General features: G+C 38.5%; 17 protein-coding genes and 1 riboswitch. Of the genes, 9 read left to right on the top strand and 8 right to left on the bottom strand.

Translation table 11 applies throughout. The features are described from left to right. A partial coding sequence (locus GAB14E_RS07620) for a helix-turn-helix domain-containing protein (RefSeq protein ID WP_033083137.1) occupies positions 1-318 on the top strand: 318 nt, incomplete at its 5' end. Between the two features lie 89 nt (positions 319-407). Here GAB14E_RS07620 and GAB14E_RS07625 read toward each other — a convergent pair. The 3 genes from GAB14E_RS07625 to folE2 all read right to left on the bottom strand — a co-directional run bounded on the left by GAB14E_RS07625 (position 408) and on the right by folE2 (position 7,719). Beyond that, on the bottom strand, positions 408-1,838 hold the full coding sequence (locus GAB14E_RS07625; protein ID WP_033083136.1) for an FAD-dependent oxidoreductase: 1,431 nt from the start codon (positions 1,836-1,838) through the stop codon (positions 408-410). Positions 1,839-1,881: 43 nt separating this feature from the next. Next, positions 1,882-6,342 carry a glutamate synthase large subunit gene (gene gltB / locus GAB14E_RS07630; RefSeq protein WP_033083135.1) on the bottom strand — a complete coding sequence of 1,487 codons (4,461 nt, stop codon included), beginning with the start codon at positions 6,340-6,342 and terminating at the stop codon, positions 1,882-1,884. A 450-nt stretch (positions 6,343-6,792) separates the two neighbouring features. Next, positions 6,793-7,719: a GTP cyclohydrolase FolE2 gene (gene folE2, locus GAB14E_RS07635; protein WP_033083134.1), complete on the bottom strand. Its 927-nt coding sequence runs from the start codon at positions 7,717-7,719 to the stop codon at positions 6,793-6,795. A gap of 245 nt (positions 7,720-7,964) precedes the next feature. Here folE2 and GAB14E_RS07640 point away from each other — a divergent pair, with 245 nt between their 5' ends. Beyond that, positions 7,965-8,321, top strand: coding sequence for an Hpt domain-containing protein (locus tag GAB14E_RS07640; protein WP_231562074.1), 357 nt, complete (start codon positions 7,965-7,967; stop codon positions 8,319-8,321). An 82-nt stretch (positions 8,322-8,403) separates the two neighbouring features. On the opposite strand, the gene arcA is transcribed toward GAB14E_RS07640, so the two are convergent. From arcA to GAB14E_RS07655, 3 genes are all read right to left on the bottom strand, one after another. Further along, the gene (arcA, locus tag GAB14E_RS07645) at positions 8,404-9,105 is read right to left on the bottom strand and encodes a two-component system response regulator ArcA (protein WP_033083133.1); all 702 of its coding nucleotides are present in this window, start codon (positions 9,103-9,105) and stop codon (positions 8,404-8,406) included. A gap of 151 nt (positions 9,106-9,256) precedes the next feature. Further along, complete coding sequence (locus GAB14E_RS07650) at positions 9,257-10,888, bottom strand: sensor histidine kinase (protein ID WP_033083175.1); 1,632 nt, start codon at positions 10,886-10,888, stop codon at positions 9,257-9,259. 24 nt (positions 10,889-10,912) lie between these two features. Further along, positions 10,913-11,977, bottom strand: a complete 1,065-nt coding sequence (locus GAB14E_RS07655) for a methyltransferase (protein ID WP_033083132.1) — start codon at positions 11,975-11,977, stop codon at positions 10,913-10,915. A gap of 166 nt (positions 11,978-12,143) precedes the next feature. After that, positions 12,144-12,409, top strand: a riboswitch (Lysine riboswitch). A 176-nt stretch (positions 12,410-12,585) separates the two neighbouring features. Here GAB14E_RS07655 and GAB14E_RS07660 point away from each other — a divergent pair. From GAB14E_RS07660 to GAB14E_RS07670, 3 genes are all read left to right on the top strand, one after another. Continuing rightward, positions 12,586-13,335, top strand: a complete 750-nt coding sequence (locus GAB14E_RS07660; RefSeq protein ID WP_033083131.1) for a 2,3,4,5-tetrahydropyridine-2,6-dicarboxylate N-succinyltransferase — start codon at positions 12,586-12,588, stop codon at positions 13,333-13,335. Positions 13,336-13,495: 160 nt separating this feature from the next. Next, positions 13,496-14,743 (top strand): PLP-dependent decarboxylase, encoded by a 1,248-nt coding sequence (locus GAB14E_RS07665; protein ID WP_033083130.1) that lies wholly within the window; start codon positions 13,496-13,498, stop codon positions 14,741-14,743. 24 nt (positions 14,744-14,767) lie between these two features. Further along, complete coding sequence (locus tag GAB14E_RS07670) at positions 14,768-15,898, top strand: succinylglutamate desuccinylase/aspartoacylase family protein (protein ID WP_033083129.1); 1,131 nt, start codon at positions 14,768-14,770, stop codon at positions 15,896-15,898. Positions 15,899-16,188: 290 nt separating this feature from the next. On the opposite strand, the gene traF is transcribed toward GAB14E_RS07670, so the two are convergent. Further along, positions 16,189-17,457 carry a conjugal transfer protein TraF gene (gene traF, locus GAB14E_RS07675; RefSeq protein ID WP_033083128.1) on the bottom strand — a complete coding sequence of 423 codons (1,269 nt, stop codon included), beginning with the start codon at positions 17,455-17,457 and terminating at the stop codon, positions 16,189-16,191. Between the two features lie 205 nt (positions 17,458-17,662). Between traF and GAB14E_RS07680 the strand changes: the two genes are divergently transcribed. Together GAB14E_RS07680 and GAB14E_RS07685 are read left to right on the top strand one after the other, a co-directional pair. Continuing rightward, positions 17,663-17,980: a hypothetical protein gene (locus tag GAB14E_RS07680; protein WP_052093821.1), complete on the top strand. Its 318-nt coding sequence runs from the start codon at positions 17,663-17,665 to the stop codon at positions 17,978-17,980. 129 nt (positions 17,981-18,109) lie between these two features. Further along, positions 18,110-20,620 (top strand): TonB-dependent receptor, encoded by a 2,511-nt coding sequence (locus tag GAB14E_RS07685; RefSeq protein ID WP_033083126.1) that lies wholly within the window; start codon positions 18,110-18,112, stop codon positions 20,618-20,620. A 346-nt stretch (positions 20,621-20,966) separates the two neighbouring features. On the opposite strand, the gene GAB14E_RS07690 is transcribed toward GAB14E_RS07685, so the two are convergent. Then, a complete protein-coding gene (locus GAB14E_RS07690) occupies positions 20,967-21,821 on the bottom strand; it encodes a CvfB family protein (protein WP_033083125.1) in 855 nt (284 codons plus the stop codon). Between the two features lie 430 nt (positions 21,822-22,251). On the opposite strand from GAB14E_RS07690, the gene GAB14E_RS07695 reads away from it, so the two are divergent. Then, on the top strand, positions 22,252-23,484 hold the full coding sequence (locus tag GAB14E_RS07695; protein WP_033083124.1) for an efflux RND transporter periplasmic adaptor subunit: 1,233 nt from the start codon (positions 22,252-22,254) through the stop codon (positions 23,482-23,484). A gap of 2 nt (positions 23,485-23,486) precedes the next feature. Then, entirely contained in the window at positions 23,487-26,714 is a 3,228-nt protein-coding gene (locus tag GAB14E_RS07700) for an efflux RND transporter permease subunit (RefSeq protein ID WP_033083123.1), read from the top strand.

The following is a 26,714-nucleotide window of genomic DNA, read 5'->3' as shown; positions in this document are numbered from 1 at the left end:
ACTTATTACCTACTTAATAAAAACACTCAAAAAACATGGCCTACATTGGAAAATATAGCCGATGATCTACATGTTAGTGCGAGTACTTTAAAGAGACGCTTAAAAAAAGAAAATTGTAATTATCAATTAATTTATGATCAGGTTCGCTTTGAAAAATCAAAAAAATTATTATTAAAAAAAGACGAGTCAACGAGTAGTATTGCTTATGCTTTAGGCTTTTCAAGCGCATCAGCCTTCTGTCGTTCTTTTAGGCGCTGGAGTGGTCTCAAGCCAAGTGATTTTATTAGCTCTATTAGTAATGCTTCTTATCGAAGTTAGTAAAGCCTTACACACAATATGTGTTTAAGGCTCTAGCTGGATATAATGCAGTAAGTAAATGATTTGATCTGTTATAAATAAACTTGTTTTTATTTAGTCATTACAAAATCTAATATACCCATGGCTGCTTTTCGGCCTTGATCAATGGCAGTTACGACTAAGTCAGAGCCGAGTACCATATCACCACCGGCAAAGACATTTTGTTTGCTTGTTTGCAGGGCAAAGTCAGAGCTAGCAACCGCAACAACACGGCCACGAGAATCTAATTCTACGCCAGCATCTACCATCCATTTGGGCGGGCTTGGTAAGAAACCAAAGGCGATAACTACTGCATCGGCTTCCATAACAAACTCACTACCTTCAATAGGCTCTGGATTACGTCGACCGTTGACATCTGGGGCGCTTAGCTGAGTTTTGACAAATCTCACCCCAATGGTTTGGCCTTGTTCGTTTATGGCAATATCAAGCGGTTGAATATTAAACTCAAAGTTAACACCTTCTTCACTAGCATTTTGTACTTCGCGTGGTGAGCCTGGCATATTGGCTTTATCACGACGATATGCACAAGTAACCTTGGTCGCATCTTGGCGAATAGAGGTACGCACGCAATCCATGGCAGTATCACCACCACCTAAAACAACAACCTTTTTGCCTTCGAAATTTACATAAGGTTTTACTTGGTTACTTTCAGCCTCAGTTATGCCCATTAGATTTTGGGTATTACCGATAAGGAAATCTAAGGCACTATAAACACCTGGTGCTGCTTCATTATCAAAACCACCACTCATGTCTTTATAAGTACCCAGAGCCAAAAACACAGCATCATATTCATCGCTAATGTCTTGGAAGCTGATATCTGTGCCGACATTGGTATTCAAGCGAAATTCAATGCCCATGCCTTCTAAAATTTCACGGCGAGTCTGAATAACATCTTTTTCTAACTTAAAGGAAGGGATGCCAAAGGTTAATAAGCCACCAATTTGTGCATGTCTGTCATAAACAACAACATCAACACCGTTCCGAGTTAGTACGTCAGCACAAGCTATACCTGCAGGACCAGCGCCAATAACCGCAACGCGTTTACCTGTTTTGACAACATGAGATAAATCAGGCTTCCAGCCTTGGGCTATGGCAGTGTCAGTAATATGCTTTTCAATATTACCAATTGTTACTGCGCCAAACTCATCGTTTAAGGTACAGGCTGATTCACATAATCTGTCTTGTGGACAAACACGACCACACATTTCGGGCAAACTATTGGTTTCATGACATAAATCTGCTGCTTCAAAGATGCGACCTTCAGTCACTAATTCCAACCATTGTGGAATATAGTTATGTACTGGGCACTTCCATTCACAATAAGGGTTACCACAGTCTAAACAACGATCGGCTTGACCTTCACTTTGTTCATTGCCTAGCGGTTGATAAATTTCAACAAAGTTAATTTTACGCTCTTCAATCGACTTTTTTGCGGGGTCGATACGTTTTACATCAATAAATTGATAAACATTCTTACTCATTATTTAATTCCTCTATTTAACCTATTCTTTACAACCGTGACAACTATTGCGCTTGTATACGCAACTCTGCACTTGAACGACTACGATGACCTAACAAGGTCTTTACATCAGTAGCACTAGGTTTGATTAATTTAAATAATGGCGAAAACTTATCAAAGTTTTGTAGAATTTCTTGCGCACGTAAGCTGCCAGTCTCTTCAAAGTGTTGATTAATTATGCCGCGTAAATGCTCTTGATGAATGGCTAAATCGCCAATTTCTAACATTTCAATGGATTCTTTATTAAGGCGAATATCTAAATCGCCCTTTTCGTCTAGTACATAAGCGAAACCACCCGTCATACCAGCACCAAAGTTAACGCCGATATCACCAATAATGGTTACTATACCACCTGTCATATATTCACAAGCATGATCGCCAGTACCCTCAACTACGGCATGACAGCCGGAGTTACGTACGGCAAAACGCTCACCAGCACGACCCGAAGCGTATAATTTTCCGCCGGTAGCGCCATATAAACAGGTATTGCCCATAATCATGGTTTCATGACTAACGTATTCAACACCAACGGGGGGTTTAACTATTATGCGTCCGCCAGCCATACCTTTACCAACATAATCGTTAGCATCACCGGTGAGTGTTAAGTTCAAACCGCCGGCATTCCATACACCGAAACTTTGTCCAGCAGTACCTGATAAGTGCACAGTAATAGGTGCTACAGCCATGCCTTGATCGCCATGTTGACGAGCAATTTCACCGGAAAGCATTGCACCCACTGAGCGGTCAGTGTTTTGAATGTTAAACCTATATTCGCCACCTTTACTATGTGCAACGGCATCACTTGCTACGCTCAGGATCTTCTTATTCAATTCACCTTCATCAAAAGCGGTGTTTTCTTCAGTTTGGTGTAAAGCGGTATTCTCACCAGCAATGACTGGCGCAATTATTGGTGATAAATCTAGCTTACTTTGCTTAGAAGTCAGGCCATCAACCTGCGTTAATAAATCAACGCGACCAATTAGAGCCGTTAAGTTTTCAACACCTAAACGGGCTAAGATTTCACGTACATCGCGAGCAATAAATTTAAAGTAATTCATTACTTGCTCAGGCAAGCCTTTAAAGAACTCATCACGTAATACTTGATCTTGAGTGGCAACACCCGTAGCACAGTTATTTAAATGACAAATACGTAAGAACTTACAACCCAAGGCCACCATAGGTGCAGTACCAAAACCAAAGCTTTCTGCGCCTAAAATAGCGGCTTTAACAATATCAGTCCCCGTTTTTAAGCCGCCATCAACTTGCAAGCGAACTTTATGGCGTAAGCCATTAGTCACAAGTGCTTGTTGAGCTTCAGCTAAGCCTAACTCCCATGGACAACCGGCATATTTTACCGAAGTTAATGGGCTAGCAGCTGTACCGCCGTCATAACCTGAAATGGTAATAAAATCAGCATAAGCTTTGGCAACACCAGCAGCAATAGTACCTACACCAGGACCTGATACTAATTTAACTGAAATAACTGCCTTTGGATTTACCTGTTTTAAGTCGAAAATTAGCTGTGCTAAATCTTCAATTGAATAAATATCGTGATGTGGCGGCGGAGAAATTAGGGTTACTCCAGGCACTGAGTAACGTAACTTAGCAATTAATGGCGAAACTTTATCACCAGGTAATTGTCCACCTTCACCAGGCTTTGCGCCCTGGGCAACTTTAATTTGCAATACGTCAGCATTCACTAGGTAATGTGGGGTAACACCAAAACGACCGGAAGCAATTTGTTTGATACGAGAATTTTTTACCGTGCCAAAACGACGTTCATCTTCACCACCTTCACCAGAATTTGAGCTTCCGCCTAAACGGTTCATAGCAATAGCAAGCGCTTCATGCGCTTCTGGGCTCAAAGCGCCAATGGACATTGCGGCACTATCAAAACGTTTAAACATTTCGCTTTCGGGTTCAACTTGATTAAGATCGATGGCTTCACAGTCATCTTTTAACTTTAATAAATCACGAATAGTTGCAATAGGACGTTGGTCAACTTCATCGGCATATTTGCGGTAATCGCTATAATCGCCTGTTTGCACAGCACGTTGTAAGTAGTTGACTACATCAGGGTTGAAGGCGTGATATTCACCATCATGCACGTATTTTAATAAGCCGCCATGAGTCATTTTTTGATGTGGTAAAAAGGCCTTACGAGCTAAGTTAACTCCGTCTTGTTGGATATCGCTGAAATCTGCACCCTTGATGCGACTTGGCAAGTCACTAAAACAAAGCTGCATAATGTCGTCATTTAAGCCAATTATTTCAAATAAACCGGCACAGCGGTAACTGGCTATGGTTGAAATACCCATCTTAGAGAGTATTTTCAATAAACCTTTATTAATGCCTTCACGGTAGCTAACAATAGCGTCACGGGCACTGAGTTTTATCTGCCCTTGCTCAACTAGTTGTTCAATAGTTTCAAAAGCTAGGTAAGGATAAATTGCAGTAGCGCCTAAACCTAATAATACGGCAAACTGATGCGAATCGCGCACTGAAGCGGTTTCGACAATAATATTTGAGTCACAACGTAATTGCTGATCAACTAAACGTTTTTGTATTGCGCCAACAGCCATAGCAGCAGGTACCACTAATAGCCCAGGTTGAATATATCTATCAGATAATACCAATATCACCGTGTTTTTATTGCGTACTAAGTCTTCAGCTTGGTCACATAAGCGAATAATTGCCGTTTCTAAACCTTCTTCGTTATCATAATTAAGGCTTAAGGTATCAGAGCGATAATGCTCAGGATCTAACTCACGCAGTTGTTTTAAACCGGTATACATAAGTACCGGTGTTGAGAACAACATACGGTCAGCATGACCTGAAGTTTCATTAAAGACATTATGTTCACGGCCAATACAGGTGCCAAGTGACATCACATAACGCTCACGCAACGGATCAATTGGCGGATTAGTCACTTGAGCAAATTGCTGACGGAAATAATCATACAAGGTACGAGTTTTACTTGATAACACCGCCATAGGGGTATCATCACCCATTGACCCTGTTGCTTCTTGACCATTTTCAGCCAATGTTTTAATCACTTGCTGAATTTCTTCATAACTGTAATTAAACATTTTGTGATACTGAGCCATTTCTGCATCAGTAAATATGCGTTGACCAATTAAATTCGCTTCGAGTTCATCAAACGGCACTAAGCGACGAATGTTTTTGTCTAACCATTCACGGTAAGGATGACGTTCTTTTAAGTCATTATCTATGTCTGCGCTGTTAAATATTTTACCGGTATATGTATCAATGGAGAGCATTTCACCTGGGCCTACACGTCCTTTTTCTACTACTTCATCTTCGCCATAATCCCAAATACCTACTTCGGAGGCTAAGGTAATAAAACCATTACGAGTGATAACATAGCGAGCCGGACGTAGGCCGTTTCTATCTAAGTTACAAGCAACATGGCGACCATTGGTCATCACTACGCCAGCAGGACCATCCCACGGCTCCATGTGCATAGAGTTGAACTCATAGAAAGCGCGTAAGTCATCGTCCATTAATGGACTGTTTTGCCATGCTGGTGGCATTAATAAACGCATAGCACGGTATAAATCCATGCCACCGGCTAAAAATAGCTCAAGCATATTATCTAATGACGATGAGTCTGAGCCGCTTTGGCCAACAAAAGGTGCGGCATCTTGTAAATCAGGTAATAACGGTGATTTAAAGCGATAGGTACGTGCACGTGCCCATTGGCGATTACCGTTGATGGTATTAATTTCACCATTATGTGCTAAATAGCGGAACGGTTGAGCTAAGTGCCATTCTGGAGAGGTATTGGTAGAAAAACGCTGATGGAAAACACAAATAGCGCTTTGCATGCGAATATCTGCCAGATCTAAGTAAAAGTTTGCCAAATCTTTTGGCATCATTAGACCTTTATAGATAGTAACTAAGCAAGATAAGCTAGCCACATAAAACGTTTCGTCGGTAATACGTTTTTCAGCGCGACGACGTGCCATATATAAGCGACGTTCTAAATCACGGTTACGCCATCCTGGAGGTGCATCGACAAATATTTGTTCAATATTAGGTAAGTTGCCTTGGGCTATTTCACCTAACACAGAGGTATCCACAGGTACTGTACGCCAGCCTACTAAGGTTAAACTTTCATTGGCTAACTCTTCTTCTAATACTTTTTTACAAAGTGCAGCTTCAATTGGATCCCTGCTTAGGAAGATCATGCCTACTGCATATTTTTTACCTAGCTTCCAGTTATTGTCTGCGGCTACGGCGCGAAAAAAGCTGTCTGGTTTTTGTAATAATAAGCCACAGCCATCACCCGTTTTTCCATCACTGGCGATACCGCCACGATGTTGCATACGATCTAAAGCGGAAATAGCGGTCTTAATTAGTTTGTGACTGGTTTCGCCATGTTGATGGGCAATTAAACCGAAACCACAGTTGTCTTTTTGGACGCTATGATCATAAAGCTGCATGTTTTTCTCCTAATAATAAGCCAACTTACTCACAGGACAGACAAAAAAGAATAAAGGCATGGAAAAAATGCATAAATACTCCTCTTATTAAGTAAGTGGACCTTGAACATTACTCAGTTATTGGCCAAACGTCAATTAAAATAGAGCTTTTGCTCGTAATTAATTTACAGTTTTGTACGGTTATGTAACCAGATAATGAAACGTAATTATTTTAAGTAATTGTTTTTTATGGGGTTGTTTTTTTTATAATATGCGTTATGTTTCATATAGTGAAAAATTATGAAATAAAAGCACATTTTAGAGGGTTTTATATGATGAGTGAATATTCAGTATTTATTCAAAGTATGGGGTTGCATTACTTTTTTTCATTTAAATAAGAAACAATAAATGAAAAAAAGCCGATAGTGATGTCACTATTGGCTTTTAACATTACTACAATATAGGTTATAACTAAGGCAAATATCCACCTTCAATACCTTTAGTAGTGACACTAACAGCGTCATGAGCATGTAGTGATTCTAAATGGTTGATGCGTAGCCAAAAGTCATCAAAATGACCTGCTTGATTCATACTGTGTTGTAAACGACGTGCGGCGTCTTCACAAAACATCAAGTTCTGACCATTAAGACGAGCAAACTCTTGTTCATCTTCACGTTTAACAGCAGCTTGCACTGGTGTTTTCAAAGAGCCCTCAATTATGTCAACTAACTCTGTGATAGGAAAGTCATTAATATTTTCGTTCAGCTTTACCTTTACTTCAGCAACAGAACGTTGAGAATGTGGCGTAGCGACTATACCCTCTGTAGTGCCAAGCCAATCATGAACATCGTTTATTGCCAATTCACTCTGTTTAGCAAACTTATTCTGAAAAGCTTGTTGTATTAATTGTCTAGCGAGTGCTGCAGAACAAGGACATGTTGATGAGTAGGGTACATCGATGGTTAACTCAATAATAAGCTGACCTTTATTTCGGTTACCAGTGAGTATTACTGGGTAGGCCTTCCAGCCTTCTTTTCCGCTAACTAATGACTTTCTGCGTAAATGATAATCAAAGCTAAATTGAACCTTCGCTTGATCACTTAATTCTTTATGGCTACTAATAAAACCATCAAGCAGGCTCACTAAACTTTGATAGTTAAGTACATTGCTGGTAGATAAGTCATCAATAAGCAAATAAAGGCGTGACATATGAATACCTTTAGCTTGTGCATCTTTTAAGTTAACAAAAGCATCAATATGAGCCGAGACCATACGATCGCTTTCGCCTTTTGAGGCAACCATAATAGGCATTTCAATGTTGCTCATGCCGACCCAATCGAGGGTACCTTCGGTTTGAGCTGTTGTATGATTGGCGATATCTGGCATTGATGTCGTCATTTCGACTCCATTTTAAAACGATAGTTATTAACTAATCTTCGAGGGTTTCTTGAAATAAAGACGAAGAGTAGATATAAGGGCGCACATTCTAGCTTATTTTTTAATGGTAATCATTATTGTTGTTGCTCTATAGATAAAAAACATACAGGCAGACTATTTTTACATCTATTTTTCAATATGTTTGTTTGGCTTTTATTACTGCGCTAATATAGAGGTATTCTTTGTTTTTCCTTAAAGGTGTGTCTGTGGAAGCTAAGCAACCAAGTCCTTACTTAGATTTAGAATTACTGCAAGGTTATTTAGACAGCTTAGGTAAAGCTATCGTTGAACAGATGTTCACTTTATATTGTCAACAAGCGAGGATTTATCTTAACGATATTGAAAGTGCTCAATGTAATGACTCTCAATCTGCTTGGCAAGAGCATTGTCATAAAATGAAAGGTGCTGCAGCAAGTGTTGGTATGCAGCAATTGCACGGTCACTTAAAGCTTTTAGAAAATACTACTGCGACGCAGCAGAAGAAATTGCTTATGTTAACAGAACTAAAGCTAATGAATGAACAAGGGGTTTTTGCTTTTAAGCAGTGGTTGGAAGGTATGTGATTATTGTTAAACAATATTTGTATATGATGCAAAATATTAGCAGCCCTTTTTTAACTATTGACGTTATGGGCTGCTACAGAGATTAATCTAACGTACCAACAAAGCGATAACCTTCACCATGAATGGTATTAATAAGCTCTGGTGTATTCTGATTTGATTCAAAATGTTTACGGAGTCGTCTTATGGTGACATCGACAGTACGGTCATTAGCGCGTAAATCTCTACCGGTCATTTCTTTAATTAACTCTTGGCGAGAAATTATTTTCCCTGCATTTTTTATCAGTAAACTTAATGCTCTATATTCCCCGCGAGGAATGGCAGTAACTTTACCATCTGGACTAGTCATCTGCCTAGAGTTACCGTCCAAAGTCCATTGATTGAAGCTCACTATACTTTGTACCGGCTCGGCGTTTGTTTGACCAATGCGGCTTAAAATATTACGTGCTCGAATTGTTAACTCACGTGGATTAAAAGGTTTAGTTAAATAATCATCAGCACCAATCTCCAAACCCAGTATTTTATCAATGTCACTGTCCCGACCGGTCAGGAATATCAAACCCAAGTCTTTATTTGCCGTTAACTCTCTAGCCAGTAACAAACCATTTTTTCCAGGTAGGTTTATATCCATAATGACTAGATTGATAGTGTTTAATTTGAGCTGTTCAGCCATGCTATCGCCATCAACAGCTTCGAAAACAGCGTAACCTTCAGCTTCAAATAAATTACGTAAATTAAAGCGGGTGACGTCTTCATCTTCGACAACTAAGATTTGATAAGTTTGCATATTGGAATTTACCTAATATTTTAATGGCTATTGATATTGTTATTTTAATGGGTGGAACTTATATGATTTATTTGCAATTATTTAACTATTTACAAGTATTTAACTATTTTAGTCAAGTGGAAATGAAAAAACAATTTTTAAACGCTATTATTTAACTTGTTGTTAACTCTACCGGGAAGGTAATATCAAAAATTACACCTTGGCTTTGCTCTTCTTCAAGAACAATATGACCACCCAACGCTTGAGTCACTAAGTTATAGACTAAATGCATACCTAGTCCACTGCCACCACTGCCACGTTTGGTTGTGGTGAAAGGATCAAAGATTTTGGTTTTAATTGACTCATCAATACCAATACCATCATCACTGTAATGTATATGCAATTGGTCACTTAAATTCATAACGTTGATACTGATCTTACCATATTCAAGCCCCTCAAAAGCATGGTAAATTGAATTTAAGATTAGATTTATTAAAATTTGAGTGATAGCACCAGGCTTACTGTTAATATATAACTCTTCAGGGCAGCTCACTGATATAGCAACATTAGCTGATTCAAGTTTTCCTGCCAGCGTTAATAAAACCTCGTCTAACAAGCCTCTGACATGAAAAGTGCGATTTTCAGCACTTGATTGGTCAACCGCTACTTTTTTAAAGCTAGATATTAACTTAGCTGCACGCTCTAAGTTACGAAAAATTATCGCAACGTTTTCATCGCCATCAGTTAAAAACTTCTTAAGCTGACTTGATTTCAAAGTTTTATTATCGAAAGCAACTTTAATTTCATTCATTTTATCAGCCAATAAGCTTGAAGCCGTTACACCTAAACCTATTGGGGTATTTACTTCGTGGGCAATACCCGCGACCATATCACCAAGCGAAGCCATCTTTTCTGTTTCGACTAATTGCCCCTGAAATTCATGCAACTTCTCTAGCGTTGATAAAAGTTCTTGATTAGACTCTTTTAAGGCATCTGTTCTGGCACTAAGCCGGTTCTCTAAGGCTTGGTTTTGATACTGGGTATGTTCATGCTCCTCAGTAAACTTATTAATATGCTTCTCAGTTCGAAGTAACAATAAATTAATATTTTTAGTTAAAATATCGAGTTCTTTATAAGGCTGTTTGGCTAATTGTGCCTGATAATTTCTACTTTGAGATATTTGCCCAATATCTTCAGCTAACTTAAACATGGGTTGAGTTGTTTTGCTAAAAATCCATCTGGAAACGGCAAAAGCAAGGAGTAAAGATAAAAGTAAAAAAGCCAGCGTGGTGTAAATCAGTTTTTGAAGGAAATCATGCTTTTCAAGTAGACTCGATTGTATAAATAAATAACCTAAAACTTTTTCATCTTGGGTAACTTTAACGATAAGTTCAAGATGATTCTTTTGGTATTGAATGGTACTTAATTGTGGGATTTCGGCAATTTTATTACTAATTGCTGGAAATCTGTGGTTTCTATTATAACTAGTGAAATACTCTATACTGTCATCTTCATTTAATCTATAGACATGTATATGGTTGATGATGGGTGTGGTGATTAATTGTTTCAGCTCTTCTTTTAATTTAACTTGGCTAATATCATTGTCACTTTCTAGAAATCGAGTGCTATTTTGGGCGAGTATATTTGCCCAGGCACGAGTTTCACTGGCAATGGTTTTATCACCATGTTTATCAACCATAATAATTATGGTTATCGAAGCCATAAGTAAAACAACCGTGCTAAACGCCATTATACTTAGAACTAGGTGGTTATGCAGTGAAACGGTTTGATTTTTTTGGGGCATAGTATCCAATAAATAACACTTATATTACTTTGATGATAGCTGAGCTTGGTAAATAGTAAACCCTTGTTCTTTCGTTATCACGCGAGTATCGCCAATATGAGCTTGCATGATTGGTTGGTAACGTAAAAAACTGTTAGCGACAATGGTAATATTGCCTCTCTTACTAAGTTTTTTATTTATTCCGGCCAAAAACTCTTCACTAGCTTGGTAATGAGTTTTAACGCCTTGATGAAAAGGTGGGTTTGAAACAACGTATTGATACTGTTCGTTAACATCAGACAAGCTATTGGAAGGGAATACCTGACCTAATAAACCGTTTAAAGCTAAACTCTCTTGTGCAGACGTTAGCGCTAAAGCACTCACATCGAGTAACGATAAATTTATAGCAGTGAATTTTTTACCAATAAAGCAACTTATCACGCCAGCGCCACAACCAAAATCTAGTACTTTGCCAGACATCTTTTCGGGTAAGTTACCTAATAATAATGCCGTGCCAGTATCAAGTTTTTTCTGGCTGAAAACACCAGGTAAAGAAGCAATAGTCAGTTCAATGCCTTCAACAGTAATTTTATATTTTTTAAACCAATCTTGTAAGTTGAAAACTATTGATAACTTTTCTGGCTGAAATAAGCCTGCAAAAAGCAAACAGTGGCGCGCAGCATCGGCTTTTTGGCAACAACTCAGTAGGTCTTTTGTTAATTTAGGAGCTGACTGAATACCGCCTTTCTTCTCGCCAACCAGTAATATCTTTGTTGTTACATCTATGCAATGGGCAATCATAGCGAGAGTGAAGTTAAGTTCAGCTTTGCTCTTGGGAAAAGTGATGATTACTAAGTCATGATAAATCTTTGTTTGGTAAGTACTGGAAAATATTGCCTGAACATTTTGAGTGGCTGTTTGGCGATGTTTGTTAATAATTGCCTGATAATCAATAAAGTTATTATTAAAGCAATTAATGCTATTTGGCTTATAAAGTTCAAGATAGGCATCAATGAAACCATCCTCAGGTAAGTTAATGAATAATGGTGTTTTAGCAACGAGTAATTCACTATTACGTAATAAAACTTGGCTAGGATTTGACAAAGACATAGAGTAATAAATAGAAAAGAATAATGGTTATATTCTACGGTAAATAAGTATAAGGGAATAGCGTTATTTACCGTAAGTTAATTGTACCAAGGTAAAAAAAATGCTTAAATAGTAGGTGTCCCTAATTCCAGTTTAATGGTTAGTCAACTAAGCATTAAATTTTAATAGGGCCAGAAGAGGAGCGTTAACCAGGTAATTACCATTGTTTTGTTTGTATGGTGTTTTTTAATACAGTCAAAAGCAGAGATCAAACTCTGTAGATGGTAATGAGGGGGATTAACGCCGAGATAAGTGGCTATTTGATTGGCTGTTTATCGGTTGTTTACTTTATATCTATATTTTTTAGTGATGTAAAGTAGTGGGCTGAATCCCAACAACTGTCACTTTGAACAGCAACCTAGTTGGTTGTTTAAGTGGGGAGCTTCTGGCCTTTGCATATTAGCCAAAATGCCAGCCCCGCTGATATTATGCTCTTCTTTGTAATTGCCCAGTCCTCCGCACTATGTATTGAGTTTTATTAATCAAGTGTGCTTTCGTATGCCTGTAAATGCCACTCAGTACTCATTATTTTCCTATAAATTTTTTATATCAGATAAGCGGAGTAGCAAATGAACTGGCAAGAAGTAATAGCACAGTTAGAATCAGGTAGTTTACGAGCAGCAAACCAAGATGAAGCAGGTAACTGGCATGCCAATATTGAAGTGAAACAAGGCATATTAGCTGCTTTTAAAGCCGGAAAAAATGTCGCTTTTGAGAATAATTATCAAGGTTTTGTTGATAAGCATAACTTACCTGCTCGTCAGTTTTCGCCACAAGACGGTGTTCGTTTAGTACCTGGTGGTTCATCTGTACGTGCGGGAGCTTATGTTGCTGAAGGCGTGATCATCATGCCACCAGCTTATATAAATGTTGGCGCATTTGTTGATACCGGTACTATGGTTGATAGCCATGCTTTAATTGGTTCATGTGCACAAATAGGTAAAAATGTTCATGTATCAGCAGCAGTGCAAATTGGTGGTGTACTTGAGCCTGTTGGCGCCAGCCCAGTAATTATTGAGGATGATGCTTTCTTAAGTGCAGGGGTTGTTGTAGTTGAAGGTATTGTTGTTAAAAAAGGTGCGGTATTAGCACCGGGCGTATCGCTTTCTAAATCAGTGCCAGTTTACGATTGTGTAAACCAAGTCATGCGTGAAAAAGGTGCTGAAATACCTGAACGTGCGGTTGTAGTACCTGGCACTCGTCCAGTTAAAGGTGAGTGGGCGCAAGCACAAGGTTTAAGCATGGCCTGTGCACTTATTGTTAAGTATCGTGATGAGAAAAGTGACGCTTCATTAGAACTAGAATCAATCCTGCGTTAATAGATCACCCTGTCGCTGTTTAGTCCAACCTATACGTCAAAAGTACTCATTGATAGTCATCAACTCCGTGCTTTTTTCTTTAGTTTGAACCATACAGCTTAAAGATGACTAATTAATATAATCAATTGATTGAATTATTCAGATTAAAAGAACATTAATAATGACAACACCGACTTGGTTTGACACCACAATTGAAAATGCCCTAATCAATCATAAATCTCCAGAAGATGAACAGGGCTATTTTGTTTATCAACTTGACGCACTTAAAGAGCATTTAGCTAAATTGCAGCAGCAAGATGTTATTAAGCTGTGGTTTGCGGTTAAAGCCAATCCACTTTCAAAAGTTATTCAAACTTTAGACGGTGCAGGTTTTGATTTTGATGTAGCAAGCTCTGGTGAATTAACACAAGTGTTGGCTCAAGGCGTGGATCCAAGTCGTATCTTAAATACCGGACCCGCCAAGTCGAAAAAGCAGTTAACTGCCTTTGTAAAACAAGGCGTTAATACCTTTGTTGTTGAAAGCCTAAATCAGTTGAACTGGTTGCAAGAAGTTGTGCTTGAACAAGAGCAGAGATCAGGCGCTCTTGTGAAGCCTAAAGTATTACTTCGGGTACAGCTGCAATGGCATGAAGGTGAGAAAAATCCATTAGGGGGGAATAGCTTAACCCCTTTTGGTCTCTCTGTTTCTGAGTGGCAAAAAATCCATGTTGATAGCTTTCCCGCGCTAAACCTTTGTGGTTTGCATATTTTCCAATGGGGTAACATGCTGAGCAATGAAAAAATGTTTTCACTGTGGTCGCAAATGGTTCCTCCTTTAACTGATTTAGCAAAAAGTATCGGTATGACTCTAGATGTTCTGGATTTAGGTGGTGGCCTAGGTATTGATTACTTAGCTGAAGGGCAAACCTTGTCTTGGTCTAAAGTAATTGAAGATTTAGCTGTTATTAAAGAAGAATCGGGTGTTAAAGAGTTATGGCTTGAGCTTGGTCGCTTTGCTGTTGCTGAGTGTGGCTATTACGTTGTACCAGTAGTTGATAGGAAAATGAATTATGATCAAGAGCAGTTGGTGTTAGCCGCAGGTATCAATCATTTACTACGTCCAGCAATTACCGAACAACCCTTTCCGGTACAAATACTACGTGAAGGTTTTTCCACTGAAAATACCAATATGCAGGCTTTTGATCTTCATGGTCCTTTATGTACTAGCATGGATAAACTCGGGCATTTAGATTTACCAAGCGATATTGCTGTTGGTGAGCAGTTAGTCTTTGGTTATTGCGGTGCTTATGGCTTTACAGAAAGCATGCCGTTTTTCTTGTGTCATGAACTAGCGGCTGAGTATGTTTATCAAAATGGCAGACTAACTCAGGTTAGAAAATCTCTGCCTGCTTCATCTTATTTGGCATAGTAAAAAAATAGTTAAGGAATGGCGATGAATAAATTTATCAAAGAAATTATGCCTGTTGGCGAAATGGCCAGTGGCGCTAAGTTAACAGTGCCCGTTTACACTTTTAAAACAGAACATAGTTCTGGTCCTAATGTTTACATACAGGCAAATATGCATGGTGCGGAAGTACAAGGTAATGCGGTTATTTTTCAGCTGCTTGAATTGTTACAGCATTGTGACTTAAAAGGAGATATTACCTTAGTACCTTATGCCAACCCAGTAGCTTGCAATCATAAAAATGGCGAGTATACCTTAGGTCGTTTTGACCCTATTACCGGGGTTAATTGGAATCGTATGTATCATTTTGACCAAAGTGTTATAGAACCTTTTGCTCAGCAATATTTAGATGCCAGTGAAGATGAAATAAAAAATAAATTTCAAGAATTCTTGGTTACAGCTATTGAGAAAAAACTGGAACACAATACTTGGGGTATAACTACGGGACAACGCATTGCTTATCAATTACAACGACTCGCCCATCAAGCTGATATCGTTTTAGACTTACACACAGGTCCAATTTCAAGTAAGCACTTATATTGCCCTGAATATGTAAAGGAAAGCGCAAAATATTTTGATATTGAGCATACAATATTCATTGGTAATGACTTTGACGGCGCTATGGATGAAGCCACTTTTTGTCCATGGTGGAGCTTGCAGCAAGCTTATCAAGCTCTGGGGCGAAACTTTATCATGGGTCAAGGGGCTTTTAAGCGAGAAAGCTTTACCGTCGAATTGGGTTCGCAAGAGCAAATAGACTTGGATGTCGCCAAGCAAGATGCGCTGGGAATTTTATCTTATTTACAATATCAGGGTGTTATTAGTAACAAAAAATATCAACCACAAAAAATGACTCGATACGCGTGTTACCTGAAAGATTATAAAGCCTTATATTCTCCTATGGGTGGTATGGTAGATTACCTTGCTGAGTTTGGTAAGCCCTTGGCTGCTGGAGAGCCTTTAGCTCGAATTCTTCGCATGGATAACTATGGTGATGGCGAAGCGTTACATAATGTATCACTTGAGCAAGAAGTAATTCCCATTTTACATTTTGCTTCCGCTAGTGTTAATCAGGGGACTGAATTATATAAGGTATTTTCTAATTACTTTAAGCTTTAGTTTTTATGACTTTGACTTATAGTACATAAAGAAATCTTCAATGAAGTCTTAGATACATAATAAAAAAGCAGCTATTGAATAACATCAATAGCTGCTTTTTTATTATGTACAGGATGTACGGTAGCTCGCGGAGATAGGGATATCTAAGAGTGAGCAATACAGGATGTACGGTAGCTCGCGGAGATAGGAATATCTAGGAGTGAGCAATACAGGATGTACACTAGCTCACTAATACTGCATTCCTATGAATACAGTTTCAGAGAGTATATTTATATTGCCTATTCAGCAGGTCATATCTTTAAACTAAGCTGCAATGCAGCACCAAGAGTATCGTTATCTCCGGTGAAAGCAGCAATATCAACTGCGAAAACATCCCAAGGAGATACACCAATACCGGCGGTGTAAATATCGTCATCAACATCGTTTAAGTCAGTGCGATAACCTAATCGGAATTGAATATGGTCATAAAAACGAAACTCAGCACCAACACCGGCATATTTTGATGGTTCTAAGGAAGCAAATTGCTCACGATCTGTAAGATCTATATCGGTAGCCAAACTCAGCCAATTGTTTTGGTAACTAAGGCCAAAACTAATACTGTTTTCTAAAGTAAAAGTAATATCTTGCTCAACATGATGCACGGTTTGTTTGATCAAATTATTGCTAACCAGAGCTGCATGCCATTGACGTTCTGCACCCCAAGCAATATATAGCCCTAAATCGACGTTAGTACCATTTTCATTAGTAATATTTTCGTCATTAGTAATTTCAAAATCATCATCGTCAAAGTCACTAATTTTTACACTGTTATAATAAAGATCTACGCGTTGATATTTTAATTTAGCACCAATACTTAAATCGTAACTAGTGTGTGTAATTGCTGGATAAGCGGCCATAACACCTGCTTCGGCAATTGAGTAACCCACTGCTGTAGTGGCTGATTGAAGGTTATTTAAGTCTAAGTCACCCGTTAAAATTGCATCATTTAGTATCTTTTCATCGCCTTCACTGTAGTCCATTACACCGCCAATGCGTCCATATTGATTGGTGAAAAAACCTATACTTAAATATTGGTTGGGAATGAGAACTTGGAAGTTCAAGCCATTACGGACCTTAACTATCTTTCCATCGATTTCCTTAAAGTCAGTAATAATGGCATCCACTTGTTGATTTAAATCTTGATAATAACTTTGGGCTTGGTCTAACGATTGGAAATTTTGAGACTGAATGCCGTTAATGTCATCGGCTAACTTATCAAGGTTGTCACTAATATCTTCGGCAGTATCAACAACATCATATTTATCAGATGCCATAATGCCTACATTTAATGAGAAGAAAACATCATCATTATCATTATCAAATTTTGTCAGTAACGCAGGATTACTCAAAGATGAAGTAAAGTCTTGGGTTAAGCCAGTAAAGCCTTGTCCTGTGCGTTTTGCAGTAAAACTCTCGCCATAACTAGGTAGTGTCATGACCATAAGTGGAATTAGCAATAATATTCGTTTACATTTTACCGAACAGGCAATATTTGATGATGAGCTAATAAAAGGGGCCATAAAATATCCTTGTGTTAATAATTGCATAACTATCTAATCTAAAAGTAGTAAATGCTTAACTGCACAAAGTATAGCGTAGCAATGTTGTTTCGTTAGTTGTTTGTATACATTCTTCTAAATTTGTTCACATAGTCCGACTAAAGATCTCAATTCTTAACAAAGGTAGTGATTGAAGTTATTTTTGTAGTGTTATACTATAACAGTTATGGGCAATGTATTATCTCAACGTAAGATTAGAAATAGACAAATTAGGCAGAGTGTTTTAACACTTCTGCTTTTCTGTGCTACTTTTTTTGCCCATAGTGAGCATTATACTCAAGTTGAGTTTGAGGTGTTTTCAACCTTTGAACAGCATGATTGTCATTTATGTCAACAAGGTATTGATACGCCCCCTAACTCTATCGGGCTTTATCCTGTATCTGTTGGCATGGCCAATATTGATAAAGTTCAAATTGTTGACCTAGCACTTGTTTCCCCTGCTTATATTTCCCCTCAGTTAAGAGCACCTCCAAGCTTTCTTTAGTCTTTTCATTGTGTTTTTTGTTTGTGAAGTACTTATTTATATAAGTAACTCTTCATATTAGCTGCTTCTTTGTCTGCAAATAAAATTTGTTGCTTGAGCAGTATCCCCATCTATTTTCGGAAATTAGTTATGTCTTTTTATGTCTCTCAAAAGAGTATTAATGCTCAAGTAAAGTCTCCCCTTAAAAGAATTATCAACGCCGGTGCTCTCTCTACACTTGCCACTGCATTATGTTTTAGCCCTAGTACTTTTGCCCAACAGGTATCAGGGGTTGTGCTAAACAAACAAGGACAAGCAATTAAAAATGCCCTTGTTGAATTAGGTAGTGATTTACAAACAAGTCGCTCAAATTCACAGGGAATATTTAGTTTTAGTAATGTCAAAGAAGGTGTCTTTGAACTTCATATTAGTGCTAAGAATTATGGCCATAGTAATCAGCAAGTTATTATTCAAAATACCGATGTCACCGACTTAAATATCGTGTTGTCGACATCGGTAATGGAGGTGATCGATGTGCATGCCACTCCGTTACATACCTCGTCAATAGAATCAGCGTTGCCAATTAATGTACTTAGTGCCGATGAATTGAAAATGAAACAAGCGGCGACATTAGGTGAAACTTTAAAAAATGAAGTCGGTGTACATTCAAGTTATTACGGGTCAGTTGCCAGTACACCAATAATTAGAGGTTTAGATGGACCTAGAGTGCTCATTACTCAAAATGGCTTAGATGTTGGTGACGCTTCGCGTGTTGGACCTGATCATGTGGTCGCTACAGAAACGAGTACTGCAACTCAAATAGAAGTGCTTAGAGGCCCCGCAACACTCTTTTACGGTAGTGGTGCTATCGGTGGTGTGGTTAATGTGGTTGATAATCGCGTACCAACCAGTAGTGATGAACAAGTAGATTATTTGTTACAATATAACGATGTATCCAATGAACAACAGGCTTCAATAAATATCCAAACAGGTACAGATAATGTTGCTTTTCATTTAGATGGTTTTTGGCGTGATTCTAAAGATTATAAACTTGCAGGAGAGGCTGACTCTCATGGAGAAGAACACTCTGAACATTCGGATGAGGGACATAATGAACACGGAAAAAAACGTTTAGAAAATAGTTCATCTACTGCCAGCGGTGCCACATTTGGTTCAAGTTACTTGCTTGAAAATGGTTTTATTGGTTTTTCTTATGGTTTTATGAACAGAGAATACGGTATTCCTGGCCATAGCCATGCAGAAGAGCATGACGATGAACACTCGAATTTAACTGCTGGCGATGATGAACAAGAAGGCGTTTATGCAAAAATGCAGCAAGATAGGTGGCAGGTACTAGGTGAGTATAATTTTGATCAGCAATTTATCAGTAAAGTATCGACAAAATTTGCATATAGTGATTATCAACATCAAGAGATTGAGTCAGGGCTGGTTGGAACTACTTTTACCAACAAAAGTACAGAAGCACGTATAGATCTGTTCCACCAAAATACTTATGGTTGGCAAGGGGCTTGGACACTGCATTATAAATCATCAGACTTTAAAGCAATGGGTGAAGAGGCTTTCTCACCACCCGCTAAATCAGAAATGTTCGCAGCTGCTTGGCTAGAAGAGAAACATTTTGGCCCAGTGTTATTACAATTAGGGGCTAGGATAGAGCAAGTTAATATAGATGCTGATGACAGTTTAATTGGTTTTGAAGATTCCCATCAAGACCAGCATGGATTACATAACGCGCCGATACATAATGAACATCATGAAACTTTAATATCGTTTGAGCAACAATCATTTACTCCTATTAGTGCGTCGGCTGGCTTGGTGTGGGATTACCAGTCAGGTTATAACTTAGGGTTTTCAATGGCATTGTCACAACGTGCAGCTTCTTCGGGGGAGTTGTTTTCATTTGGCCCACATATAGGCACAAATACCTTTGAAGTGGGGGCAATGTTTGATGTTCATCAAGAAGGTGATGAAATTCATATAGAGTTAGCTGAACAAGCTCCTAGCGTTGAGACATCGCTTAATTTTGATCTGACATTACGTAAGTTTAATGGCGATTTTGGTTATGTTGTTAGTGCCTTTTATAATCGTATCGATAATTACTATTATCAGCAAGATACTGGTTTGTTTTTTGTCGATGATCACGGTCATGCACATACAGATCAAAATGAAGATGAATCAGGCTTACCAATATTAGTGTATCAACAAGATGATGTTGAAATGTATGGCGCTGAAGCTGAGTTTATTTATCAAGTGACATCGGCAGTTAAAACCAGTTTAATCGCTGACTATATCCGAGCTCGTCTAGTCAATGAAGATGAAAATGATAACTTGCCACGAATTCCACCTATGCGTATTGGCGCTATAATGAACTATCAAGCAGATAAATTTGATACAGAACTAAGTATCAGCCATTACTTTGAGCAAGAGGATATTGCCGAATTAGAGACGAGCACTGATAGCTATACGATGGTCGATGCCCATGTGAATTATTATATTGCTGGTGTCGGCGATGATTTAACTTTGTATTTGAAAGGACAAAACCTCACCAATGAGCATGCTAGGGTACACTCATCTTTTTTAAAAGAAGTAGCGCCGCTACCAGGGCGTAACTTTAGTCTTGGTATTCGAGGTAGTTTTTAAATTTTACTAAACAAGCTTAGTGGGGATAGCTATAGAGCTTTAACTTATACCAAGCTTATTAATTTAGTTCCCAAAGGGCGAGTTTAAAAGACTTATATGCAGTTTTAATAAGGACGCTACATGGAGGTAGCGTCTTAGAGAATGAAGGGGCATATTCTCCAGAATAACCATTCTCAACAATCAATGGCCTGCCTCTAATACTTTTAACTCTCGCTGAGTGGAAAAAACTTATTGGAATTGGTATTACTGTTCTAGAATCTTTAGAGTGAATATAAAAAAGAGCTTATAACATGGTTATAAGCTCTTTTTTTAGATAATTAGGTGAGTTTAGCTTTACTTCGATAAGTTAAATTAACTTAATGCCTTCTTTAACGATGGCAATCTTACCTTTTTTCAATAAATTACCCACGGTTGCTTTAAAGGTTTTTTTACTCACCCCTAACGTTCTTTGAATCAACTCAGGTGAACTTTTATCATTTAATGGGCTGATACCGCCACGATCGGCGATATGTGCTAATAATTTATCAGCAAAATCATTAACTTTGTTTTTACTACCACGCGATAAGATAAGATCTAAACGGCCATCTTCACGTACTTGTTTAATGTAGGCAGGAATTTTTTTGCCAACACGAAGGTGCTGAAAAATTTCATTATCGTAAAGTAGACCCCAATGCAGATCGTTAACAATGGCTTTAAAACCTAAATCTGTTTTACCACCAATGATGAGATTTACTTTATCACCTTGCTGGTATTCTGCCGGCCAAATATCAATAAATTTATCTAATTTACTTGAAGCAGCAATACGGTCTGTTGTTTGGTCGAGAAAAACTCTAACTAAGTAATACTTACCCACTTCCATTGCGGTGTGTTGCTGGTTATAAGGTACTAATAAATCTTTTGGTAAACCCCAATCTAGAAAGGCGCCCATTTTATTTACTTGGATAACTTTCAACGAAACAAACTCACCCACTTGTGCCAGTGGCGTGGTAGTTGTAGCAACAAGTCTGTCGGCAGAATCAGCATAAAGAAATACCTTAATACTCAAACCGACTTGGCAATTTTCTGGTAGGTAACGTTTAGGCAGTAAGATTTCACCCAAGTCACCACCATCTACATAAGCGCCTTGGTCTGTCATAGCGACAATAGTAAGCTGATTGAATTTACCAATAGTTGCTTGGGGTGTTACTTGAGAGTCTGTCATGGGAAGTGCCGTGGGATAAATTTACCGTATTGTAACGCATTCTCAGAGGGATACCCAAGGATTTCAATAGTGCTGATGACAATTGATAAGTGGTTAATTTGACAAAACGAATATGAAAATGACATTAAAATGGTGAGATAAACTAAATGATAATAATTTCATTATGGCGTTTAAAAAATCATGATAAGTTCATTAAAGATGACTATTTATGTAAGCTATTGAAAAATAGTGGTTATTAATTGGTGGTAGCTGTTTTATTATCATGTTTTTTACATTGGCTTATATCTTGTAATACTGCGTTACATCTTTGTTAATATTTGTAATTAAAAATTAGTTATTCTAACGGGATAAAATACAGATAAATTTGCCAGCAATAAAGCATTAGAGCAAATAAAAAAACATCAAACTTTTAGAGAGAAAGGGATTAAAAGTGGCCACTAAAAAACAAATTATTATACCTATTGTTATCTTAGCTACGGGCATTGCTGCCATGGCAATATTTTCTAGTATGAAAAAACCACCAGAAGAAAAAGAGAAAGTTGATAATACTCCTATCGTCGCAGTTGAAAACATCTCAGTTGCACCAATGACCCTAGAAGTAAACTCTTACGGCATGGTCAAACCTAAATATGAAACCGAATTAATTGCGCAAGTTAATGGTGAAATTGTTGAATTGAATGATGTTTTTGTTCGTGGTGGCTTTGTCAAAAAAGATCAGCTTTTAGCACGTATTGATCCAAGTGATTATCATGCCGCGCTTATTGATGCACAAGCCTCAATGGCTACGGCACGTGCCGCTTTAGAAAAAGAAGTTGCTCAAGGTAAAGTGGCTGAGCGTGAATGGAGACAAATTGAAAACAGCTCACCGACAGAGCTAAGTTTACGTAAACCACAATTAGCGCAAGAGTTAGCACGAGTGAAAGCTGCTCAAGCCTCTATTTTACGTGCCGAGCGTAATTTAGAGCGCACAGAAATTCGCGCACCATATGATGCCATGATTGATAGTCGTAATGTTGGTTTAGGCTCATTTGTTGGTATCGGCAGTAAAATTGGTCATGTATTGGCTACCGCAATTGCAGAAATTCGCTTGCCTGTTGCTGATAACCAATTAGCATTCTTAGTTAAAACTAAATCCGCTAAAGCCGGTGTTAATGCCCAAGTTAATCTCATTGGCACTTATGCCGGAAAAGACACCCAATGGCAAGCCAAAATAGCGCGTAGTGAAGGTGTTATCGATAACAAAAGCCGCATGAGTTATTTAGTTGCTGAAATTAACGACCCTTATCTGTTAAATAGTTCAAATAAAAGCAGCAATGCACCGTTACGTTTTGGTAGTTATGTCAATGCAAAAATCATGGGCTATACCATCAGCCAAGCAAGCCTAGTACCTCGTTACTTAGTGGTCAATGGTAAAGTTGCTATCCTAGATAGTGAGTCAAAATTAAATTATGTAACCATTGATATTGTTCGCCAGCAAGGCAGCCATGTTGTGGTTGCTAACGGTTTGGCTGATGGTGATCAATTGATTGTCTCTGCACTTGATTATCCTGTTGATGGCATGAAACTAGCCTTAATAAGTAATGAAAGCCAACAGGAAGAAAAAGATGTTGAAGCTGAGAAAAGTGAAACTCAAATGGCAAGTAACAAAGAGTCAGGAGAATAATAATGAGCTCTGCTGACAATATAACTAATGAGAAAAGTGATAGTGAAAACTTAAATAGGCCTCATGATGATATAGATACCAATAAAGGCATTATTGCTTGGTTTGCCCGTAATAGCATCGCTGCTAACTTGCTTATGGTTTTTATCTTAATTGGTGGCGGTTTAACGGCACTAACCATTAATAAACAAATGTTTCCCCAGTTAGAATTCAACTGGATTTCATATTCCGCACCATACCCAGGGGCCGCACCACAAGAAGTAGAAGAAGGCATTACTATTAAGATCGAAGAAGCGCTTAAATCAGTGCAAGGTCTTAAGCGAGTGATCACTTATTCTAACCGAAATTACTCCAACGGCTGGTTTGAAGTTGAGCTTGATTATGACCCCCAGGTTGTACTAGAGGAGGTGAAATCAGCCATTGACGCAATTCCAAGTTTCCCAGAAGGTATGGAAAGAATTAAGGTTGAGCGAGAGAAGTTTCGTCAAGAAGTGATGTATATCTCACTTTATGGTGATTTAACTAATAGTGAGCTGAAAGAACTTGGCCGCAAAGTTCATAATGAAATACAGCAACTTCCAGGTATCAGTATTTCTGAATTATACAGTGGCTTAGCCTATGAAGTCTCTATTGAAGTCAGTAAAGATAAATTACGTGAATACGACTTAAGTTTTCGGGATGTCGCTAACGCGGTACGTAGTTTTTCCCGCAATATGTCGGCGGGGCAAATACGTGCAGCCAATGGGTATATAAACTTACGGGTGGAAAACCAAGCCTATCGTGGCTTTGAATTTGAACAAATTCCCGTTATTACCTTGGAAGATGGTACCAAAGTCATGTTAAGTGAAGTTGCTACCATCAATGACGGTTTTCAGGAAGGACTACAGTATTCTAAGTTCAATGGTGAAAATTCAGTCACTATTTTTATCGGCGCTTCCGAGAATCAAAGTATTACCAAAATTGCCGATATTATGAAACGCTATGTTGACGATAAAGCATCTGTTTTACCTCCAGGGGTTAAGCTGGAAACCTGGGTTGATTTAACTTATTACCTCAATGGCCGGTTGAATATGATGCTCGACAACATGAAAAGTGGTGCGGTATTAGTCTTTTTAATGTTGGCGCTATTTTTAAGGGTACGTCTAGCTTTCTGGGTAATGATGGGTTTGCCTGTATGTTTCTTAGGCACGTTATTATTTATGCCAATGGAATTTATTGGTGTCACCATCAACGTTATTAGTTTATTTGCCTTTATATTGGTCTTAGGTATTGTGGTTGATGATGCCATTGTTATGGGGGAGAGTGCCCATGATGAAATTGAAGCGCACGGTCATACAACAGACAATGTAATTCGTGGTGTTAAACGAGTTGCTATGCCGGCTACTTTTGGTGTACTAACCACTATAGCGGTATTTTTACCTTTCCTCTTTGGTGAAGGTCCGTCATCTGCTTTTGGCAAAGCCATTGGTGGGGTGGTGGTTTTATGTCTTATCTTTTCACTGATTGAATCAAAACTTATTTTGCCAGCGCATTTGGTTAAAATGAAGGTGAAAAAATTTAATCCGAGAAACCCGCTCGATAGACTTCGCGCCTGGATTGATACTAAGTTAAAAAACTTTATTAATAATGTATATCGTCCGGCTTTAGTGGTTTTGATTAAATATCGCTATGCGGTGTTAATGTTTTTTATCTGCCTTATGCTTATTAGCAAGGGCTTGTTTGATGGTGGTTTAGTTCGCTATGTTGGTCAACCTAAAATCCCCCATGATTTTCCTCGCATCAGTGTAGACATGAACATAGATGCGTCAGAAAAAGCTACTTTAAATACCCTACTCAGCATTGAAAGTATTATTCATAAAGTTGATCAGGATATTGAAGCTAAATATGGCAGTTCAATGATCTCCGATATGCAAGTTGATTTGCGTAGCAGAACTAACGGTCAAGTGATGGTTAAGCTGGTTATTCCAAAAGAAAGAGCTATCAATACTTTTGAGCTGGCCGAATTATGGCGTAAGGCAATTCCTGACTACCCAGGTGTTAAATCCCTTACCATTAGTGATAATTTGTTTGGCGGTGGCCGAGATGATGGGGATATTGCTTTTAGACTGGAAAGCCAAGATGATGCTCAGTTACTAGCGGCGGCAAAAGAGCTGAAGCTGAAACTTAATTCGCTTAAAGGTGTCGGTGATGTTAACGATTCTCGCCAAACCAGTGCTAAAGAAGTGCAGTTCACATTAAAGCCTTTAGCCTATAGTTTAGGTTTAACGCTGGAAGATATTGCCTCGCAAGTGAGTTATAGTTTTTATGGTTTAGAAGCGCAGCGTATTTTGCGCGATAGTGAAGAGGTTAAAGTCATGGTACGTTATCCACTTGAGCAACGCAGCAGTGTTGGCCATGTTGATGATGTTATGATCCAAGCGCCTAATGGTGCGGAATTGCCTTTGTCGGAGTTAGCTGAAATTATTCTTACCGATGGTGTTACTCGCATTCGTCGTGAAAATGGTAACCGTACTATTAATGTTTGGGCATCGGTAGATGCTGAACAGGTTGAACCTTTTGAAGTAGCTAAAGATATCCGTGATAATTTTGTGCCACAGTTATTGCGTAAATATCCATTGGTGAAAAGTGAAGTCTCTGGACGTATTCAGGAAGAAATGGATGGTGCAGCGGAGCAGCTCCGTGACATGATGATTTCGTTTATGATTATATTTTCACTTTTGGCTATCCCCTTAAAGTCCTACTCACAAGCAGTCATGATCATGACCGTGATTCCTTTTGGTGTTATTGGCGCAGTATTTGGTCACATGATATTAGGTTTGGATTTAAGTGTATTATCCATGTTTGGTATCGCGGCAGCATCGGGCGTGGTGGTTAATGACTCCCTAGTGATGGTAGATTTTGTCAATAAAGCAAGACAGCGTGGTGAACGTTTAAAAGATGCGGTAATACATGCAGGCACTAAGCGTTTTCGCGCCATCATGTTAACCTCAATCACTACCTTTATTGGTCTAGTTCCAATTATTTTCTTTGAAACAAGTGCTCAGGCACAAATAGTAATTCCTATGGCAGTATCACTGTCGTTTGGTGTGCTATTTGCCACTATCGTAACTTTAGTGTTTATTCCTAGCCTTTACTTGATCATTGAAGATATACGTGTACAGGCAAGACGCTTGATAAATGCCATCAAACGTATGTTATTTGGTACGGATGCTGCGGATACAACTAAAGCGTGA

The sequence above is a fragment of the Colwellia psychrerythraea genome (assembly GCF_000764185.1).
Taxonomy (GTDB): domain Bacteria; phylum Pseudomonadota; class Gammaproteobacteria; order Enterobacterales; family Alteromonadaceae; genus Colwellia; species Colwellia psychrerythraea_B.
This window is presented reverse-complemented; position numbering and strand designations above follow the sequence as displayed.

Excerpts from the sequence above, each read along its gene's own strand:
- GAB14E_RS07625 (WP_033083136.1), bottom strand. The coding sequence starts at position 1,838 with ATGAGTAAGAATGTTTATCAATTTATTGATGTAAAACGTATCGACCCC.
- gltB (WP_033083135.1), bottom strand. The coding sequence starts at position 6,342 with ATGCAGCTTTATGATCATAGCGTCCAAAAAGACAACTGTGGTTTCGGT.
- folE2 (WP_033083134.1), bottom strand. The coding sequence starts at position 7,719 with ATGACGACATCAATGCCAGATATCGCCAATCATACAACAGCTCAAACC.
- arcA (WP_033083133.1), bottom strand. The coding sequence starts at position 9,105 with ATGCAAACTTATCAAATCTTAGTTGTCGAAGATGAAGACGTCACCCGC.
- GAB14E_RS07650 (WP_033083175.1), bottom strand. The coding sequence starts at position 10,888 with ATGCCCCAAAAAAATCAAACCGTTTCACTGCATAACCACCTAGTTCTA.
- GAB14E_RS07655 (WP_033083132.1), bottom strand. The coding sequence starts at position 11,977 with ATGTCTTTGTCAAATCCTAGCCAAGTTTTATTACGTAATAGTGAATTA.
- GAB14E_RS07660 (WP_033083131.1), top strand. The coding sequence starts at position 12,586 with ATGAACTGGCAAGAAGTAATAGCACAGTTAGAATCAGGTAGTTTACGA.
- GAB14E_RS07665 (WP_033083130.1), top strand. The coding sequence starts at position 13,496 with ATGACAACACCGACTTGGTTTGACACCACAATTGAAAATGCCCTAATC.
- GAB14E_RS07670 (WP_033083129.1), top strand. The coding sequence starts at position 14,768 with ATGAATAAATTTATCAAAGAAATTATGCCTGTTGGCGAAATGGCCAGT.
- traF (WP_033083128.1), bottom strand. The coding sequence starts at position 17,457 with ATGGCCCCTTTTATTAGCTCATCATCAAATATTGCCTGTTCGGTAAAA.
- GAB14E_RS07680 (WP_052093821.1), top strand. The coding sequence starts at position 17,663 with ATGGGCAATGTATTATCTCAACGTAAGATTAGAAATAGACAAATTAGG.
- GAB14E_RS07685 (WP_033083126.1), top strand. The coding sequence starts at position 18,110 with ATGTCTTTTTATGTCTCTCAAAAGAGTATTAATGCTCAAGTAAAGTCT.
- GAB14E_RS07690 (WP_033083125.1), bottom strand. The coding sequence starts at position 21,821 with ATGACAGACTCTCAAGTAACACCCCAAGCAACTATTGGTAAATTCAAT.
- GAB14E_RS07700 (WP_033083123.1), top strand. The coding sequence starts at position 23,487 with ATGAGCTCTGCTGACAATATAACTAATGAGAAAAGTGATAGTGAAAAC.